At 37.8% G+C, this 16,152-nt stretch carries 13 protein-coding genes and 1 pseudogene; 7 read left to right on the top strand and 7 right to left on the bottom strand.

From position 1 onward, the window contains the following. Positions 1 to 182: 182 nt before the first annotated feature. The 5 genes and pseudogenes from KA717_19090 to KA717_19110 all read left to right on the top strand — a co-directional run bounded on the left by KA717_19090 (position 183) and on the right by KA717_19110 (position 3,847). The gene (locus KA717_19090; protein ID UXE64393.1) at positions 183 to 761 is read left to right on the top strand and encodes a Uma2 family endonuclease; all 579 of its coding nucleotides are present in this window, start codon (positions 183 to 185) and stop codon (positions 759 to 761) included. An 82-nt stretch (positions 762 to 843) separates the two neighbouring features. After that, complete coding sequence (locus KA717_19095) at positions 844 to 1,977, top strand: FAD/NAD(P)-binding protein (protein ID UXE64394.1); 1,134 nt, start codon at positions 844 to 846, stop codon at positions 1,975 to 1,977. Next, positions 1,925 to 2,161 (top strand): annotated as a pseudogene (locus KA717_19100) (MBL fold metallo-hydrolase). The gene KA717_19095 and the pseudogene KA717_19100 overlap by 53 nt, the downstream one beginning before the upstream one ends. 166 nt (positions 2,162 to 2,327) lie before the next feature. Beyond that, positions 2,328 to 3,074, top strand: coding sequence for a sulfite exporter TauE/SafE family protein (locus tag KA717_19105; protein UXE64395.1), 747 nt, complete (start codon positions 2,328 to 2,330; stop codon positions 3,072 to 3,074). Between the two features lie 152 nt (positions 3,075 to 3,226). Continuing rightward, a complete protein-coding gene (locus KA717_19110; GenBank protein ID UXE64396.1) occupies positions 3,227 to 3,847 on the top strand; it encodes a hypothetical protein in 621 nt (206 codons plus the stop codon). Between the two features lie 173 nt (positions 3,848 to 4,020). Here the strand turns inward: KA717_19110 and KA717_19115 are convergent, their stop codons facing one another. The 7 genes from KA717_19115 to KA717_19145 form a co-directional block, all read right to left on the bottom strand. Next, positions 4,021 to 5,196 (bottom strand): IS4 family transposase, encoded by a 1,176-nt coding sequence (locus KA717_19115; protein ID UXE64397.1) that lies wholly within the window; start codon positions 5,194 to 5,196, stop codon positions 4,021 to 4,023. Positions 5,197 to 5,213: 17 nt separating this feature from the next. Then, positions 5,214 to 5,408 carry a transposase gene (locus tag KA717_19120; GenBank protein ID UXE64398.1) on the bottom strand — a complete coding sequence of 65 codons (195 nt, stop codon included), beginning with the start codon at positions 5,406 to 5,408 and terminating at the stop codon, positions 5,214 to 5,216. Positions 5,409 to 6,313: 905 nt separating this feature from the next. Then, entirely contained in the window at positions 6,314 to 7,489 is a 1,176-nt protein-coding gene (locus KA717_19125) for an IS4 family transposase (GenBank protein UXE64399.1), read from the bottom strand. 17 nt (positions 7,490 to 7,506) lie between these two features. After that, complete coding sequence (locus tag KA717_19130) at positions 7,507 to 7,662, bottom strand: transposase (protein ID UXE64400.1); 156 nt, start codon at positions 7,660 to 7,662, stop codon at positions 7,507 to 7,509. Between the two features lie 21 nt (positions 7,663 to 7,683). Further along, positions 7,684 to 8,859 (bottom strand): IS4 family transposase, encoded by a 1,176-nt coding sequence (locus KA717_19135; GenBank protein UXE64401.1) that lies wholly within the window; start codon positions 8,857 to 8,859, stop codon positions 7,684 to 7,686. A 158-nt stretch (positions 8,860 to 9,017) separates the two neighbouring features. Continuing rightward, entirely contained in the window at positions 9,018 to 10,373 is a 1,356-nt protein-coding gene (locus tag KA717_19140) for an ISNCY family transposase (GenBank protein UXE64402.1), read from the bottom strand. Between the two features lie 50 nt (positions 10,374 to 10,423). Beyond that, a complete protein-coding gene (locus KA717_19145; GenBank protein UXE64403.1) occupies positions 10,424 to 10,606 on the bottom strand; it encodes a transposase in 183 nt (60 codons plus the stop codon). Between the two features lie 410 nt (positions 10,607 to 11,016). On the opposite strand from KA717_19145, the gene KA717_19150 reads away from it, so the two are divergent. Then, complete coding sequence (locus KA717_19150) at positions 11,017 to 13,398, top strand: tetratricopeptide repeat protein (GenBank protein UXE64404.1); 2,382 nt, start codon at positions 11,017 to 11,019, stop codon at positions 13,396 to 13,398. Between the two features lie 75 nt (positions 13,399 to 13,473). Then, the gene (locus KA717_19155) at positions 13,474 to 16,134 is read left to right on the top strand and encodes a tetratricopeptide repeat protein (GenBank protein ID UXE64405.1); all 2,661 of its coding nucleotides are present in this window, start codon (positions 13,474 to 13,476) and stop codon (positions 16,132 to 16,134) included. Positions 16,135 to 16,152 lie beyond the last annotated feature (18 nt).

The following is a 16,152-nucleotide window of genomic DNA, read 5'->3' on the forward strand; positions in this document are numbered from 1 at the left end:
ATAGTGAGTTGTCGTGCCTTTAGATCGCATAGTGATTTTACAAAAAGCCTTGTAACAAGGGACGATCATCCCCTTGACTGTTTGCGCTTTAGATGATGAACAACTTGTTAAGTCAATTGCAGGAATATTTTTGGTATAATCAGCCTATAAAAATCCTTGACCAACACCAGAGAAAAACAACCATGATTGCTCTCCAAAATTATTTTCCCAACGATGAATATCTACAATGGGAAGAACAGCAAAATGAAAAGCATGAATATGTTAATGGCGAAATTTATGCTATGGCTGGAGCCAGTGAGAATCATGTTATTATCACTGACAATTTTTCAGCGATCCTTGTGACTCAATTGCGAGGTGGCCAGTGCCGCTCTTTTTCCTCAGATATGAAAGTTAATATCCTGGAGAAAAGTATTTACTATTATCCCGATCTGCTCGTCACCTGTGATCCACGCGATCGCCAGAATAAACAATATAAAAGTTATCCCTGTCTCATTATTGAAGTCTTATCAGAATCAACGGAAGCTAGAGATCGCGGCGCAAAATTTGCCCATTACCAAACCCTAGAATCTTTACAGGAATATGTATTAGTCAGTCAATGGGAAAAACGAGTGGAGGTATTTCGCCGCACCGATCGCCAATTTTGGTTATTACAAACCTTGACAGACGATGACATTATTGAACTACAAAGTATTAATCTCTCAATTCCTGTGACGGCAATTTACGAGGGAGTGGATTTGTCGCCAGATTTAACCTCTGTCTAATTGCCTACAAATAAACTTCAAAACATTTGTAATTGCTTTCTAATTGACGTAAGATCTGGGTTAACTATATTTAAATTTAGTCATGGCCCCATCTCCCCTCGTTGCTAATCTGACGATTTCTGATACTCCAACTGTGATCGCTATTGTCGGGGCGGGCTATAGTGGGTCGTTAATTGCTACCCATTTGCTGAAAACGGCCACACGACCTTTAGTTATTAAACTGATTGAACGGAGCCACGAGATCGGTCGGGGAGTAGCCTACAGCGCACACAATATTGGTCATTTACTCAATGTTTCGGTGGGGAACATGAGTGCCTTTCCTGATGATCCTGGACATTTATTGCGCTGGCTGAATTATAACTACACGGAACTGGCTCCCTTTCTGCCCTATGACCTAAATGTGAGCAGTTTTATCCCTCGTCAAATTTTTGGGCTTTATATCCAATCCATCCTCGAAGAAGCCGAAGCCACTGCCTCTAGTAATGTCCGTTTAGAGCGGATTAGTGATGAAGTGGTGGGTATTGAACCCCAAGGTAAAAAGGCTAATGTGGCCCTAGCGAGTGGCAAAATTTTTACGGCAGACAGAGTTGTACTGGCGATCGGTAATTCCCCTGCCACTCCCCCCGCTTTAGACAATAATCAAACTAGCTATCTCCGCAATGCCTGGTCAGCCGATGCCCTAACAGATTTAGACCCCGATGCTTCGGTCTTGTTTATTGGTACGGGTTTAACGATGGTAGATATGTTGGTTTCTCTCAATGCCAGTAACCATCGCGGCAAAATTTATGCAGTTTCACGGCGCGGTCTCTTTCCCCTCACCCATCAGGCAACCCAGCCCTATCCTCCTTTTCTGACGACCGAAACGACTCCTAAAACGGTACGGGGTTTAGTGCGACGACTACGCCAAGAAGTCCGAACCGCCCAAACTCAAGGTTACGATTGGCGATCGGTGGTGGATTCTCTGCGTCCCATCACTCAGCGACTCTGGAGCCAGTTAACCAAGTCTGAACAGCAAAAATTTCTACGCTGTCTGACTCCCTATTGGGATGTGCATCGTCATCGGATCGCGCCTGAGATTGGGGCGATCGTACAAGATTTTTTGGATTCGGGACAATTAACGGTTACGGCCGCTCGTATTCAGAACTATCAAGCCACTGCTGAGGGCAGGTACTTTGTACGATACGGTGACACAACGCCTATTTACTTTGCCCGATGAAACGTTAGTTTATCCCGCCCACGATTACCAAGGCCGTACTGTTTCTACCATTGACGAAGAAAAACGGGTTAATGCTCGATTCGGCGATCGCAGCCGTGAACAATTTATTACGATCATGAATAATCTGGGCTTAAGCTATCCTAAAAAGATTAACCAAGCGGTTCCAGCTAATCAATATTGTGGTGATTTTATTCCAGAAATTAACATTGTAGAACAAGCCGAAAGTTTAGCAGAAGAGGAAAAAGTGAAGGGTAACGTTGCTACTAATGAACAAATTTATGATGATGCCTATCTAGGAATGTATATTTAATTTTTTTGGTTTTGATTAATCTTAAATTCTTTATTTAAGCGTGTCAACTCTTCAGTTAACTATTCTCATAACCGTTTTTTTTGTAACTAGCATTATCAGTGTAATTACAGGTAGCACATCTTTAATTACCATACCGATTATGTTGCAAATTGGCATTGAGCCACACACAGCTTTAGCAACCAATATGATGGCTCTAACTTTTATGAGTATCGGAGCGACCTTACCTTTTCTTAAACAAAAAACAATTAATCTGAGTCGTTTACCTGGTCTAATTACTCTAACTTTAATGGGTTCAGGAATTGGGGCAGGATTATTATTGATAGTGCCATCTCAAGCTTTACCAAAATTGGTTTCGATCTTTATGATTGTCGTCGTGATTTTTTCTTTTTTTAATTATCAGGCAGGGGTTATTCCCGAAGAGAAACCATCAAGTATTAATCGAATTACAGGATATTTTGCAACATTTATATTGGGTATGTATGGCGGTTTTTTTAGTGGTGGCTATGTGACAATGTTGACGGCAGCCTATGTGGGATTTTTTCGGATGATCTATGTAGAGGCGATCGCCACCACAAAACTTGTGAATGTTTTTTCTTCTTTGGTTGCGACGACTATTTTTGCCTTAAATGGAATTATTGATCATCTCCTGGGAATCATTCTTAGTATTATAATGTTTCTTGGGGGAATAATCGGCTCAAAGATTGCTCTCAAGATTAATAATCTTTGGTTACGACGTATCTTTTTAATAACAGTTATTACTCTTGCCTTTAAGACGATGACAGGTTAGGATTACTTAATTTTAATCCTCAAAACTGTATTTTTTCTAGGATACAACAATGCAGCCCACTCTATAATAGATAGGAAGGCTTGCTTGTAAGAATATCAATCAGGCAACCTCAAGCATTATCTCAAGCGACTTAATAATGGAGTTTAAAGCCTATGCCGTTTAACAACTACAAAAGTATTGCTAATGTTCTGACTGAATTTCCTTTGACTTATCAAGAAAAAGAATTTATTTCCTCAAACTCAGTCGTTACCCCTGAAATTAATCCTTACTTTCTGGAACGATTACAATTAGTGCTTCAAGAAGGGGTAGTTTTTAATTCGGAATATGCTATTTGTGAAAATGTTATTGCACCTATATTGGTAGAAATTTGGTTACAGTATCGAGATAAATTACAACTCTGGAGCCATCAACCCCTTAATTTTGATGAAAAACTGTCGGGAGTACCAGACTATTTAGTTGCTCGGCGATCGCCTAGGGGAAAAGTAATCTTAGACCATCCCTATTTAGTATTGGTAGAAGCGAAAAAAGATAACTTTGAAGAAGGGTGGGGACAATGCCTAGCCGAATTGATTGCTGCCCAAAAATTAAATGACGATCCGAGTAATGCCGTATTTGGTATTGTTTCTAACGGTAAACTGTGGGAATTTGGTAAATTAAAAAATGATATTTTCACCAAAAATATTCGATATTATACCCTAGAAAATCTATCAATTTTAATGAACGCGCTTCACTTCATTTTCACAGAAAGTATTAATCAAATAATGGAAGTATAGCTAGTTAAAAAAACAAAAGTTTTGATCTAAAAAAAGGCTCATTACTCGTTATTTTTAAGAACAGATAAAAAGTCTTTTGTTCATTGCTCACTTAGAAAGAGGGTTCATCGGTAGTTACTATGCTAAGTCATTTTATCAATTCCTAAACTCCTTGTTCTATCTGACTTTTCCCGTTAAGTGCGGATTGCAAGCTGCCAGCCTTGGCAAAGGTCATGCAACTTCAACCAACCGCGCCAAAGGACTTGGATACCGAGAGGAGTTTTACGACGATGTTCAAGATAACCACCAAGAAAAGCAACAGACTCGACAGCCCAAGCAACAGTCAAAATAGGGGGAAGTTTTTGAGAGGCGGCTGCTTTTAACACCTGAAGTTGAAGAGGATTAAGAATTTCAATCGCGAGAGCATCGGGCTGGGTACGATGAAGATAAGTAACGTGTAAAAGTTCAACAGCAATGACACTTAAAAAACCCAAAAGAGTTTTCATTCCATCAGAGGCAAGTCGATAACGCTCACTCTGACAACCAGACTTAAGGACTTTATGAAATTCTTCAACCCGCCATCGGTAGGTGTACCAACGAAGAATAGTGACAGCCATCTCAATAGTCTCAACAACTTCTGTAGTCAGAAGCATCCAAGATAAAGGAGTTTCGCCTTCGGGACAATCGATTTCTGTCGCATAAACAGCATAGACATTCAACGGGTCACGATTATCAAAACGATAGGGAGTTCGTAGATTAACTGAGCAAAATCGGACGGCAAGCTTAACCTTCCGTGCTTTTCTTTTTCCTGTACTCGGAATCTCGATTTCTTGATGAAAACGAATCGGTTCTGATTCCAAATGTTGCCAAAGTCGTTCACTATTTTTGTCTAAACTACGATTATGAGACGCTCTGACCAGCACTCCTGTATGCTTGAGTTGACGCACTGAGTCAAAGACTTCTGAAACATCTCCTTCTCTGTCAAATACATGAATTACCCTCGTTGAACTTTCTACCTGTTTCTCACAGGTGTTTAGAGCCTCTACCCATTTGTAGGATTCTTTTTCCTCAAATGGTCTTTGACGAGCTGCTTTTCTTTGTTCTTTCTGTCTTTCTTTTTTCTGCTTCGCCGTTTCATCTGTTGGGGGCTTTTCTTTTACCTCCCTATTCCACAGTTTTTGCCATAATAAACCTAATACTTGTCCTTTTTCTGGCTCAATTGCTAAAGCACTATGCAGTATTAATCCATTCCCTCCTTTTCCAGTCGGCCCATACCCTTCCCTTTTTTCCTTGATATTGCGATAATCTAAGAAGGTCGTATCTCCGACTGATAGCATTATCTTATATTCTTCTACGGCGTCAGTTGTCATTTCACAGTGCGGCTCTATTATCTTGACAAAGTCTGTTTTCGGATTCCCAAAAATTCATAGGCCCTCTTTAACTCGTTTCCTCCCTTAAACACTTCTGATAAGGCTTTTCCAAACCCCTCACTTAACTTTTTCCCAATCGAGAAGGCACGATTGTTTAGCCTCTCGTCTCCCAATTCACAACTGGCAAAGTTTTTTGTCCACCATTCCAACATTTTTTGACCTGCCCTTTAAGATTTTCTCCATTTTACAGTCTCATACTCCCTTCATCCTTTGTTTTTGAAATTTGAACGATAAGCGGGATGATGGCTTCAGAATATTTTTTTCCTGTCAAGAGAATCATTACTCAAACCCTTGCCAGATAAAGCCTCTAGAAGTTTGCATTGCTGGATTTTGGACTTAACGGGAAAAGTCAGCTTGTTCTATAAGGCTTTCAGTTAAAACCCATATTTCGTACTGATTTTGAAAAAATAAAAATAAAGTGAGAAAGGGTAACGGAATAGTTAAAATCAAATAAGCGAATAAACCTCAAGAGAAAATGACTAAGTTAAGCGTTAAAAATCTAGACCATTTAGGGATAATCGCCAGCAATTCCAAATTCAGAATGTAGCTAAAGATACAAAATCCCTGAAGTGCTTACGGTCAAGGGGTTTAATGCCAATATTTAGAATCAATGTAATGCTCTATTTAGTGATTGATCAAGTTTGTTTGCAGGTTACTGACTCTCTAAGAGACCGAGATTCGAGGAGGGAATGCAAAAAAACTCAGAGATTAGGTTAATATCTCTCATATCCATAAAAACAAGATCGTGTCTGTATCCTATGTTACCGTTTGAATTTGGAATTGCTGAAAGTCCACCCAGTCTGCTTTTGCCTAAATTCCTTGCCGCTAAACTTGCCTCTTCCCCAATACGTGATATGCTTACTTTGTCCTCATAGTCATTACCTTATCTGGCATCCATAAACTTCGCACTGTCCAGTTAGCAGCGTGAACACTGTATTTTGGGAAATATTGGTTAAGTTTATAGAATAGAAATAAAAACAGCTATGAAGGAAGAAGCACTATTTAACCAAGCAAAGATTTGTCTAGATCAAGGCAATTATGAACCTGACTTTTCCCGTTAAGTGCGGATTGCAAGCTGCCAGCCTTGGCAAAGGTCATGCAACTTCAACCAACCGCGCCAAAGGACTTGGATACCGAGAGGAGTTTTACGACGATGTTCAAGATAACCACCAAGAAAAGCAACAGACTCGACAGCCCAAGCAACAGTCAAAATAGGGGGAAGTTTTTGAGAGGCGGCTGCTTTTAACACCTGAAGTTGAAGAGGATTAAGAATTTCAATCGCGAGAGCATCGGGCTGGGTACGATGAAGATAAGTAACGTGTAAAAGTTCAACAGCAATGACACTTAAAAAACCCAAAAGAGTTTTCATTCCATCAGAGGCAAGTCGATAACGCTCACTCTGACAACCAGACTTAAGGACTTTATGAAATTCTTCAACCCGCCATCGGTAGATGTACCAACGAAGAATAGTGACAGCCATCTCAATAGTCTCAACAACTTCTGTAGTCAGAAGCATCCAAGATAAAGGAGTTTCGCCTTCGGGACAATCGATTTCTGTCGCATAAACAGCATAGACATTCAACGGGTCACGATTATCAAAACGATAGGGAGTTCGTAGATTAACTGAGCAAAATCGGACGGCAAGCTTAACCTTCCGTGCTTTTCTTTTTCCTGTACTCGGAATCTCGATTTCTTGATGAAAACGAATCGGTTCTGATTCCAAATGTTGCCAAAGTCGTTCACTATTTTTGTCTAAACTACGATTATGAGACGCTCTGACCAGCACTCCTGTATGCTTGAGTTGACGCACTGAGTCAAAGACTTCTGAAACATCTCCTTCTCTGTCAAATACATGAATTACCCTCGTTGAACTTTCTACCTGTTTCTCACAGGTGTTTAGAGCCTCTACCCATTTGTAGGATTCTTTTTCCTCAAATGGTCTTTGACGAGCTGCTTTTCTTTGTTCTTTCTGTCTTTCTTTTTTCTGCTTCGCCGTTTCATCTGTTGGGGGCTTTTCTTTTACCTCCCTATTCCACAGTTTTTGCCATAATAAACCTAATACTTGTCCTTTTTCTGGCTCAATTGCTAAAGCACTATGCAGTATTAATCCATTCCCTCCTTTTCCAGTCGGCCCATACCCTTCCCTTTTTTCCTTGATATTGCGATAATCTAAGAAGGTCGTATCTCCGACTGATAGCATTATCTTATATTCTTCTACGGCGGCAGTTGTCATTTCACAGTGCGGCTCTATTATCTTGACAAAGTCTGTTTTCGGATTCCCAAAAATTCATAGGCCCTCTTTAACTCGTTTCCTCCCTTAAACACTTCTGATAAGGCTTTTCCAAACCCCTCACTTAACTTTTTCCCAATCGAGAAGGCACGATTGTTTAGCCTCTCGTCTCCCAATTCACAACCTGACTTTTCCCGTTAAGTGCGGATTGCAAGCTGCCAGCCTTGGCAAAGGTCATGCAACTTCAACCAACCGCGCCAAAGGACTTGGATACCGAGAGGAGTTTTACGACGATGTTCAAGATAACCACCAAGAAAAGCAACAGACTCGACAGCCCAAGCAACAGTCAAAATAGGGGGAAGTTTTTGAGAGGCGGCTGCTTTTAACACCTGAAGTTGAAGAGGATTAAGAATTTCAATCGCGAGAGCACCGGGCTGGGTACGATGAAGATAAGTAACGTGTAAAAGTTCAACAGCAATGACACTTAAAAAACCCAAAAGAGTTTTCATTCCATCAGAGGCAAGTCGATAACGCTCACTCTGACAACCAGACTTAAGGACTTTATGAAATTCTTCAACCCGCCATCGGTAGGTGTACCAACGAAGAATAGTGACAGCCATCTCAATAGTCTCAACAACTTCTGTAGTCAGAAGCATCCAAGATAAAGGAGTTTCGCCTTCGGGACAATCGATTTCTGTCGCATAAACAGCATAGACATTCAACGGGTCACGATTATCAAAACGATAGGGAGTTCGTAGATTAACTGAGCAAAATCGGACGGCAAGCTTAACCTTCCGTGCTTTTCTTTTTCCTGTACTCGGAATCTCGATTTCTTGATGAAAACGAATCGGTTCTGATTCCAAATGTTGCCAAAGTCGTTCACTATTTTTGTCTAAACTACGATTATGAGACGCTCTGACCAGCACTCCTGTATGCTTGAGTTGACGCACTGAGTCAAAGACTTCTGAAACATCTCCTTCTCTGTCAAATACATGAATTACCCTCGTTGAACTTTCTACCTGTTTCTCACAGGTGTTTAGAGCCTCTACCCATTTGTAGGATTCTTTTTCCTCAAATGGTCTTTGACGAGCTGCTTTTCTTTGTTCTTTCTGTCTTTCTTTTTTCTGCTTCGCCGTTTCATCTGTTGGGGGCTTTTCTTTTACCTCCCTATTCCACAGTTTTTGCCATAATAAACCTAATACTTGTCCTTTTTCTGGCTCAATTGCTAAAGCACTATGCAGTATTAATCCATTCCCTCCTTTTCCAGTCGGCCCATACCCTTCCCTTTTTTCCTTGATATTGCGATAATCTAAGAAGGTCGTATCTCCGACTGATAGCATTATCTTATATTCTTCTACGGCGGCAGTTGTCATTTCACAGTGCGGCTCTATTATCTTGACAAAGTCTGTTTTCGGATTCCCAAAAATTCATAGGCCCTCAGCAATTCCAAATTCAGAATGTAGTCAAAGATACAAAAGGCTCGATGTATTTACTGGCAAGGGTTTTGCTATGAAAATTGCCAATTAATCAACTAGGAAGAATTCGAGACAGCGAGAGAAACTGAGTCATCAAGCATAAAATCTAAAAGATGATGCCAGCTTTCAAAGAACAGATATTTGGTCAAAGAGAGAATATCTTGAAAGAATCCCTTACGAGTGCCGCGTTGGACGCGAATTCTCTGGTAACGTTCATCAACCAAACCTAAAACCGTGTGCAAGAGAAAAGCCAGCAAATTCAGGGTAAGCAAAACAGAGGCGAGGTGTTGTTTACCATGCCCAAAATTATGCTCTAAGTGATAGCCTCGATTTTTGAGAATATTGTGATTCTCGTTCTCAGTGCGCCAACGAGTCCGTCCAGCACGACAGACATCAAGAACGATGTGAGGGGTGAGAAAATGATTGGTAATCCAACTATTGTGATAAAGAAGTTGAGCATCGGATTCGCGGTGGATTTTTAGCTCACACCAGTTAACCAACAAAGCAGGCTGTTGGTCTCGCAGGGGAATCTGATTGAGATAACGGCAGTGCCAAATCTCGAAATACTTCCCATTCCAACGTCGGTGTTGAGTGGTTTTGACTTCTCCATTAGCTTCTAAATAGTTTAACCATTCATAGAGTGTGGGATGAGAAGTCGGTAAACAGACGAAGATAAAGTTGAAATCGTGGTCGAGACAGTGCTGACAAGTGGGCTGACGACTGTACAAGTCATCCCCTAGCAGAGTTATCTTCTGTCCCGCAAACAAACTAGCATGGTTACTTATCCAACGTTTCGCCGCATTTTGCTCGCAATCTTGCTTTTCAGACCCGTCTTGAGGGGTAATAAATTCAGGGGGTAAGGAAAAAACTGATTCATGGTCTGGGGAAACAATCACGGGCAATAATGCCTGATGGAAGTAGGTGACTTTTCCCTGTTTTGACGTTTTGGTTGAACAGCATGGACAATTTACTTTTTCCGAACTGTAGTAATTTGTCCCATCCATTGCTACTAGAAGATTTCCCCTCAATATTTCATAGGCTTTCAAGAATCCCATGCTCCTCAATGCTTGGTAAATTAACCCAAACAAAGGGAATAGACTACTCGCTGCTACCCCATCCACAATGTTGCGAATCTGTTCTACTGTTGGTATTTTTTCTAGTCCAAACAAGCTCTGAGCATTATCTCGCCCACAACGGCTGTTAAGCTGACGTTGGTACTCTAAAAATGACTCATTTTGCATAAAAAAGGCGGCAAATGCCCCCAGTATCGCCTCTCTTAGACTATATTTCGTTGCATTACTAACCGAACGGGGGTCATCTATCTTCCCAATGACCTCGTTTAAACAGTGAACGATTCCGTCAAAACTTAGGTCGTTTACTTCCATCTTTCTCTCTGCAAAATCAGTAGACACTTTTCTCTTTATTCATAACTTCCTATAGGTCAAAGTTTTTCTGTCTCTATTTATACCATTTGAATTTGGAATTGCTGATAGGCCCTCTTTAACTCGTTTCCTCCCTTAAACACTTCTGATAAGGCTTTTCCAAACCCCTCACTTAACTTTTTCCCAATCGAGAAGGCACGATTGTTTAGCCTCTCGTCTCCCAATTCACAACTGGCAAAGTTTTTTGTCCACCATTCCAACATTTTTTGACCTGCCCTTTAAGATTTTCTCCATTTTACAGTCTCATACTCCCTTCATCCTTTGTTTTTGAAATTTGAACGATAAGCGGGATGATGGCTTCAGAATATTTTTTTCCTGTCAAGAGAATCATTACTCAAACCCTTGCCAGATAAAGCCTCTAGAAGTTTGCATTGCTGGATTTTGGACTTAACGGGAAAAGTCAGAATTCACAACTGGCAAAGTTTTTTGTCCACCATTCCAACATTTTTTGACCTGCTCTTTAAGATTTTCTCCATTTTACAGTCTCATACTCCCTTCATCCTTTGTTTTTGAAATTTGAACGATAAGCGGGATGATGGCTTCAGAATATTTTTTTCCTGTCAAGAGAATCATTACTCAAACCCTTGCCAGATAAAGCCTCTAGAAGTTTGCATTGCTGGATTTTGGACTTAACGGGAAAAGTCAGAATTATGAACAGGCGATCGCTCTTTTGGGGCAGTGTATTGAAGCCAATGCAGAAGAGATCAACTATTATTGGTATTTGGGATTAGCTTATTTATTAAACAAGCAGGAAGAGTCTGCAAAGAATATCTTTCTCTTAGCTTTCAGTCAAGGTGCTCAGGAGAAAATAGAGAAACAAAAAGATGATTTGATTAAAATTTTAGAAGCATATTGTTTAATGTCTATTGAAAGAGGTTATCTTAATCAAGTTCGAGCCATTCTAAATACTATTTTCTTTTTAAGAGAAGATTATCTAAATCTAGATTTAGATTTAGATTTAGCTATTGATCAAACTCTTAATAGCTTATATCAATCCGGGATTCAATTTGCCCAAAATGAACAGTATCAAAAAGCAGAAGATAGTTTTCTGAAAATTTTGGAACTAGTAGAAGATCCCTTGACGTGGTATAACGTTGCAGTTTTGTACTATAAATCTGAACAATTAATAAAGTCAGAAAACGCAATAAATAGTGCAATTGCACTAAGCCCTCGTAATGCTACCTACTTTTATACTTTAGGTTTAATCTTAGAAAAAAAACAAAAGCTTCAAGAAGCTATTGTAAACTACAAAAAAACAATTGATTTAGATAAATTTTATGCAGATGCTTACAATAATCTTGGCAATTTATATAAGAACATTGATTTAGAAAATGAGGCATTAATAATATGGAAAAAAGCCCTATCTTTTTGTCCTAATCATCATGGTGCATATATTAATTTTGGTAATTTCTATTTACACAAACGAGATTATCAAAAAGCAGAATTGATTTACCAAGCAGCTATTAAAAATAAGATCTGTCAAGTAGAGATTTATGATGGCTTTACTCAAACATTAAACGAATTAGGAAAAACTAAAGAATCTATTGATTTACTCGATCAGGCTGTATTGTTGTTCCCAGATAGTCTATTGCTACTACGAAGAAAAGAATTATTCTTGCCTCCGATTTATGTCGATCAAGAGGAAATTTTTTCTTATAGAGAACATTTTTCTGACGGACTGGAAACTCTAAGCCAGGCAATAGATCTGTCTACGCAAGAGGGAATTAGAAAAGCTTATGAAATTATTAATGGACAAAGTAAAGCTGGACAAACTAATTTCTATTTAGCTTATCAGGGTTACAATGATCTTGAACTACAAAAAAAGTATGGCAGACTAATCAATGATATAATGAAAGCAGCTTATCCTCAATGGGCAAAGCCTTTAAATATAAGAAAACCGACAGATAATCGTAAACTTAAAGTTGGTTATGTTTCCCAACGAATGCAATCATTGCTGGCAAGACTTTTAATTGGTTGGATTGAACATCGAGATCCCAATAAATTTGAGATTTATAGTTATTATATTGGAGAAACAATAGAGCAGAATAATCAATATTTTCAATTATTAAGCGATCACTATTTTCATTTCCCCAATCAACTAGAAGAAGCTTGTAAACAAATAATAGATGATCAAATAGATATTTTAGTTTATTTTGAAATAGGAATGGAGCCATTAATTAGTCAGTTAGCTAACTTAAGATTAGCTCCAATTCAATGTGCAACATGGGGGCATCCAATGACAACAGGTTTTCCAATGATCGATTACTTCCTAAGTAGTGATTCTATGGAGCCAAAAGAAGCACAGTCTCACTATTCAGAGCAATTAGTTCGATTACCAAAACTTGGATTTAATATTGTGCTTCCTCCTTATTTAGAGGCAACAAAAAAAAGAGATTATTTTAATATAGACAATAAAAATATTGTTTATTTATCCTGTCAATATCTACCTAAATATTTACCTCAGTATGATTACATATTTCCTGAGATTTATCAACGTGTTCCTAATGCTAAGTTTGTATTTATCAAACGCACTGGTAGTGAAGCAATTACCGAAGTATTTAAAGAAAGACTAGATTATATTTTTTCTCAGTATCAATTAAATTATAAAGACTCTTGTTGTTTTCTCTTAGGCTTAAACTCTCCTGATTATTTTAATTTTTTACATCTTTCTGATATTTTTTTAGATACAATTGGTTGGTCGGGCGGTTTTACTTCTCTTGATGCGATCGCCTGTGATCTACCTGTAGTGACTTGTCCAGGAGAATTTATGCGAGGCCGCCATAGCTATGGTATTTTAAAAATGTTAGAAATAGAAGAAACCATTGCCTACAGTGAAACTGATTACATTAAAATTGCCATAAAATTAGGATGTAATTCTAAATGGCGAAAAAAAATTCGTGACCAAGTAAGGGCTAATAAACACAAAATTTATAACGATCAATCTTGTGTTTTGAGTTTAGAAAAATTCTACTGCCATGTCTCAAAAAATAAATAAATAATCTCAAAACTAATTTGCAGAATTTCTCTTTTTATGCAACAATATTATTGCTACCGTAGGAGTAAGTCTAACATGAATGATCAAAGCTACTTTGAACAAATTTTGTACTATTTACAGGAAGGTAAATATGAAGAAGCTATCATTCTCTTAAATTCTTTCATTCAAGAAAGCCCAAGAAAATTAGATAGTTATTTGTGGTTGGGTTTAGCTTATTTTCTGCAAGATCAAGAAGAACTAGCTCAAGATATTTGGATGTCTTGCCTCCTCAATAGTGACTCTCGCGATAGTACGCCGAGAATACTAGGTAACCTTATAGCAAATATGATTAATCATCATCTTCTACTTCAATCACCTAATTTTAATATTATTGGTAAACTTTTTGCTGTTCTCGGTAACTTACAAGAAAATATTGACAACCACTTATTAAGGAAAATTAATAAACTTATTGAAATCACCAAAAAAGAAGCTTTGATTTTTGCATTCTCTAAAAAATTTGCTCAAGCCAAAGAAAAATATGAAAATACTTTACTCATATTTCCCGATGACGATGAAGTTTTATATCAATTAGGAATGGTCTATTTTCAGTTAGAAGACTATGAGCAAGCACAAATTAAAGTAACTGAGGCACTAACGAAGAATTCTGAGCCTAGTATTTATTATGAAGGGCTAGGATTAATTTTAGAAAAAATAGAGCAGTTTCATCAAGCAATACAAATCTACGCATTGGCAATTGAGAAAGATCCTAAAAATCCAGAATCCTATATTAAATTAGCCAATTTATTAAAACAATGCTCATTGTCTAGCGAAGCTCAAAAACTTTATCAAAAGGCTTTAGATAATGAAATTAAACACTTTGCTATTTATATGAACTATGGTAATTTACTAATAAACTTAGAAGAATACGAAGAGTCCGTAAATTTGTACCAAAGAGCAATCTTGTTGCAAAAGGATTATGCAGACGTTTATTACAACTTAGCTTTTGCTTTAGAAAAATTGAATCGTATATCTGAAGCAAGTTTATACTACGGGAAAAATGCCTATTATGAAGGCAGAATTGAACAAGCATTTGAATATTTTGAGCAATATCGGTTGTCTGAATATGCAGACTTAGATTTTTATAATGAATTAGGCAATTATTATCAAGCTCAACGCAAACAAAATGAGCTAATTCCTATTGCTAAGGAGGGGATTCAAAAGTATCCAGAGAGTATTCGACAACGGCTTTATTTAATAAATGCTTACCAAAGACAAAATCGGCAAGATATAGCCTTAAAATTGTCAGATGAAGCCATCCATTTTTTTCAAGATGAGCCTAAAAAATCTTTTATTTTTGAAGTTTTTAAGCAAGGAATTTTACCTATTATTTATAATACGATGGATGAAATAGAAATATTCAGAAGGAACTATATTGAAAACTTAAATCTGTTGATAACAAATATAGCTATTGAAATTGAAGATGAATCTCAAAAAGCATTTGCAATGTTTATTCTTAGGAATCGAAATAATTATTATCTTCATTATCAGAATAAAAATGATTTAGAAATACAAATTAAATACGCAGATTTTGTCAAAAAAACAATGAAAATTTTTTATTCCAATTGGCTCAAATTTACGAACTATATTGCTCTAAACACAACGGAAAAAATTCGTATCGGTTATCTTTGTCATCGTTCCCATGGTCTAGGCCAATTATTTTTAAACTGGATTAAACATCGTAATTCAGAAAAATTTGAAACATATTTTTATGATATTGGAAGTGTGGTTGATGTTAACACCGAAAGCTTTCGATTGTATAGTAATTATTATTATCATATTCCGAATGATTTTGAAAAGCTTCTGGAAAAAATCCAAGAAGATTCTTTGCATATTTTGGTTTTTTTAGATATTGGTATTGAACCTGAATTATGTTGTTTATCTGCTCTGAAACTAGCTCCCATTCAATGTAGTACTTGGGGACATCCTATCACATCGGGTTCTTCTCAGATTGACTACTTTTTGGCCAGTGATGCAATGGAACCTCAGAATGCCCAGGAACACTATTCGGAGAAAGTTGTTCGGTTACCAAATCTGGGCATCTCTATTCCTTCACCAGAGATTCCCCAAGAACTCAAAACTCGTTCCGAATTTGAACTTCAAGAAGGGGACATTCTTTACGTTTCTTGCCAAATGACAGCTAAATATTTACCTCAGCATGACTATCTTTTTTGTGAGATTGTTAAACAGGTTCCTCAAGCCAAAATTTTATTTAGTGAAGCCTATGAAAGTCCAGAAGTCAACCAAAAGTTTAAGGACAGACTTAAGCGCAAATTCGACACTTATGGCTTGAATATTAACGATTTTTGTCTTTTCAAACCCAGAATAAACCCCGTAGATTATCGTAATCTTTTATGTATATCAGATGTTTTTTTAGATACTCTTGGATGGTCTGGTGGTCTGACAAGTTTAGATGCTATTGCTTGTAATTTACCCTTGGTAACTCTTCCAGGGGAGTTTATGCGGGGACGACAGTCCTATGGTATGTTACAAATTATTGGAGTCACTGAAACTGTTGCTAAAACGGAGGAGGATTATATTAAAATTGCTGTTCGGCTTGGCTCAGATGCAGTATGGAGACAAACAATCAAAGACGCTTTGAAAGCAAATTCTTTTAAACTATTTAATGATTTAACTTGTGTTGAGGCCTTAGAGAATTTTTATGAGCAAATTGTTCAGAGAGTCTATCATGAATATTAATTGAATATTAATTTGAGT

The sequence above is a fragment of the Woronichinia naegeliana WA131 genome (genome assembly GCA_025370055.1).
GTDB lineage: Bacteria > Cyanobacteriota > Cyanobacteriia > Cyanobacteriales > Microcystaceae > Woronichinia > Woronichinia naegeliana.

Bases quoted from the DNA above. Each gene is read 5' to 3' on its own strand.
- KA717_19155 (UXE64405.1), top strand. From the start codon at position 13,474: ATGAATGATCAAAGCTACTTTGAACAAATTTTGTACTATTTACAGGAA.
- KA717_19135 (UXE64401.1), bottom strand. From the start codon at position 8,859: ATGACAACTGCCGCCGTAGAAGAATATAAGATAATGCTATCAGTCGGA.
- KA717_19090 (UXE64393.1), top strand. From the start codon at position 183: ATGATTGCTCTCCAAAATTATTTTCCCAACGATGAATATCTACAATGG.
- KA717_19095 (UXE64394.1), top strand. From the start codon at position 844: ATGGCCCCATCTCCCCTCGTTGCTAATCTGACGATTTCTGATACTCCA.
- KA717_19115 (UXE64397.1), bottom strand. From the start codon at position 5,196: ATGACAACTGACGCCGTAGAAGAATATAAGATAATGCTATCAGTCGGA.
- KA717_19145 (UXE64403.1), bottom strand. From the start codon at position 10,606: ATGTTGGAATGGTGGACAAAAAACTTTGCCAGTTGTGAATTGGGAGAC.
- KA717_19125 (UXE64399.1), bottom strand. From the start codon at position 7,489: ATGACAACTGCCGCCGTAGAAGAATATAAGATAATGCTATCAGTCGGA.
- KA717_19120 (UXE64398.1), bottom strand. From the start codon at position 5,408: ATGTTGGAATGGTGGACAAAAAACTTTGCCAGTTGTGAATTGGGAGAC.
- KA717_19110 (UXE64396.1), top strand. From the start codon at position 3,227: ATGCCGTTTAACAACTACAAAAGTATTGCTAATGTTCTGACTGAATTT.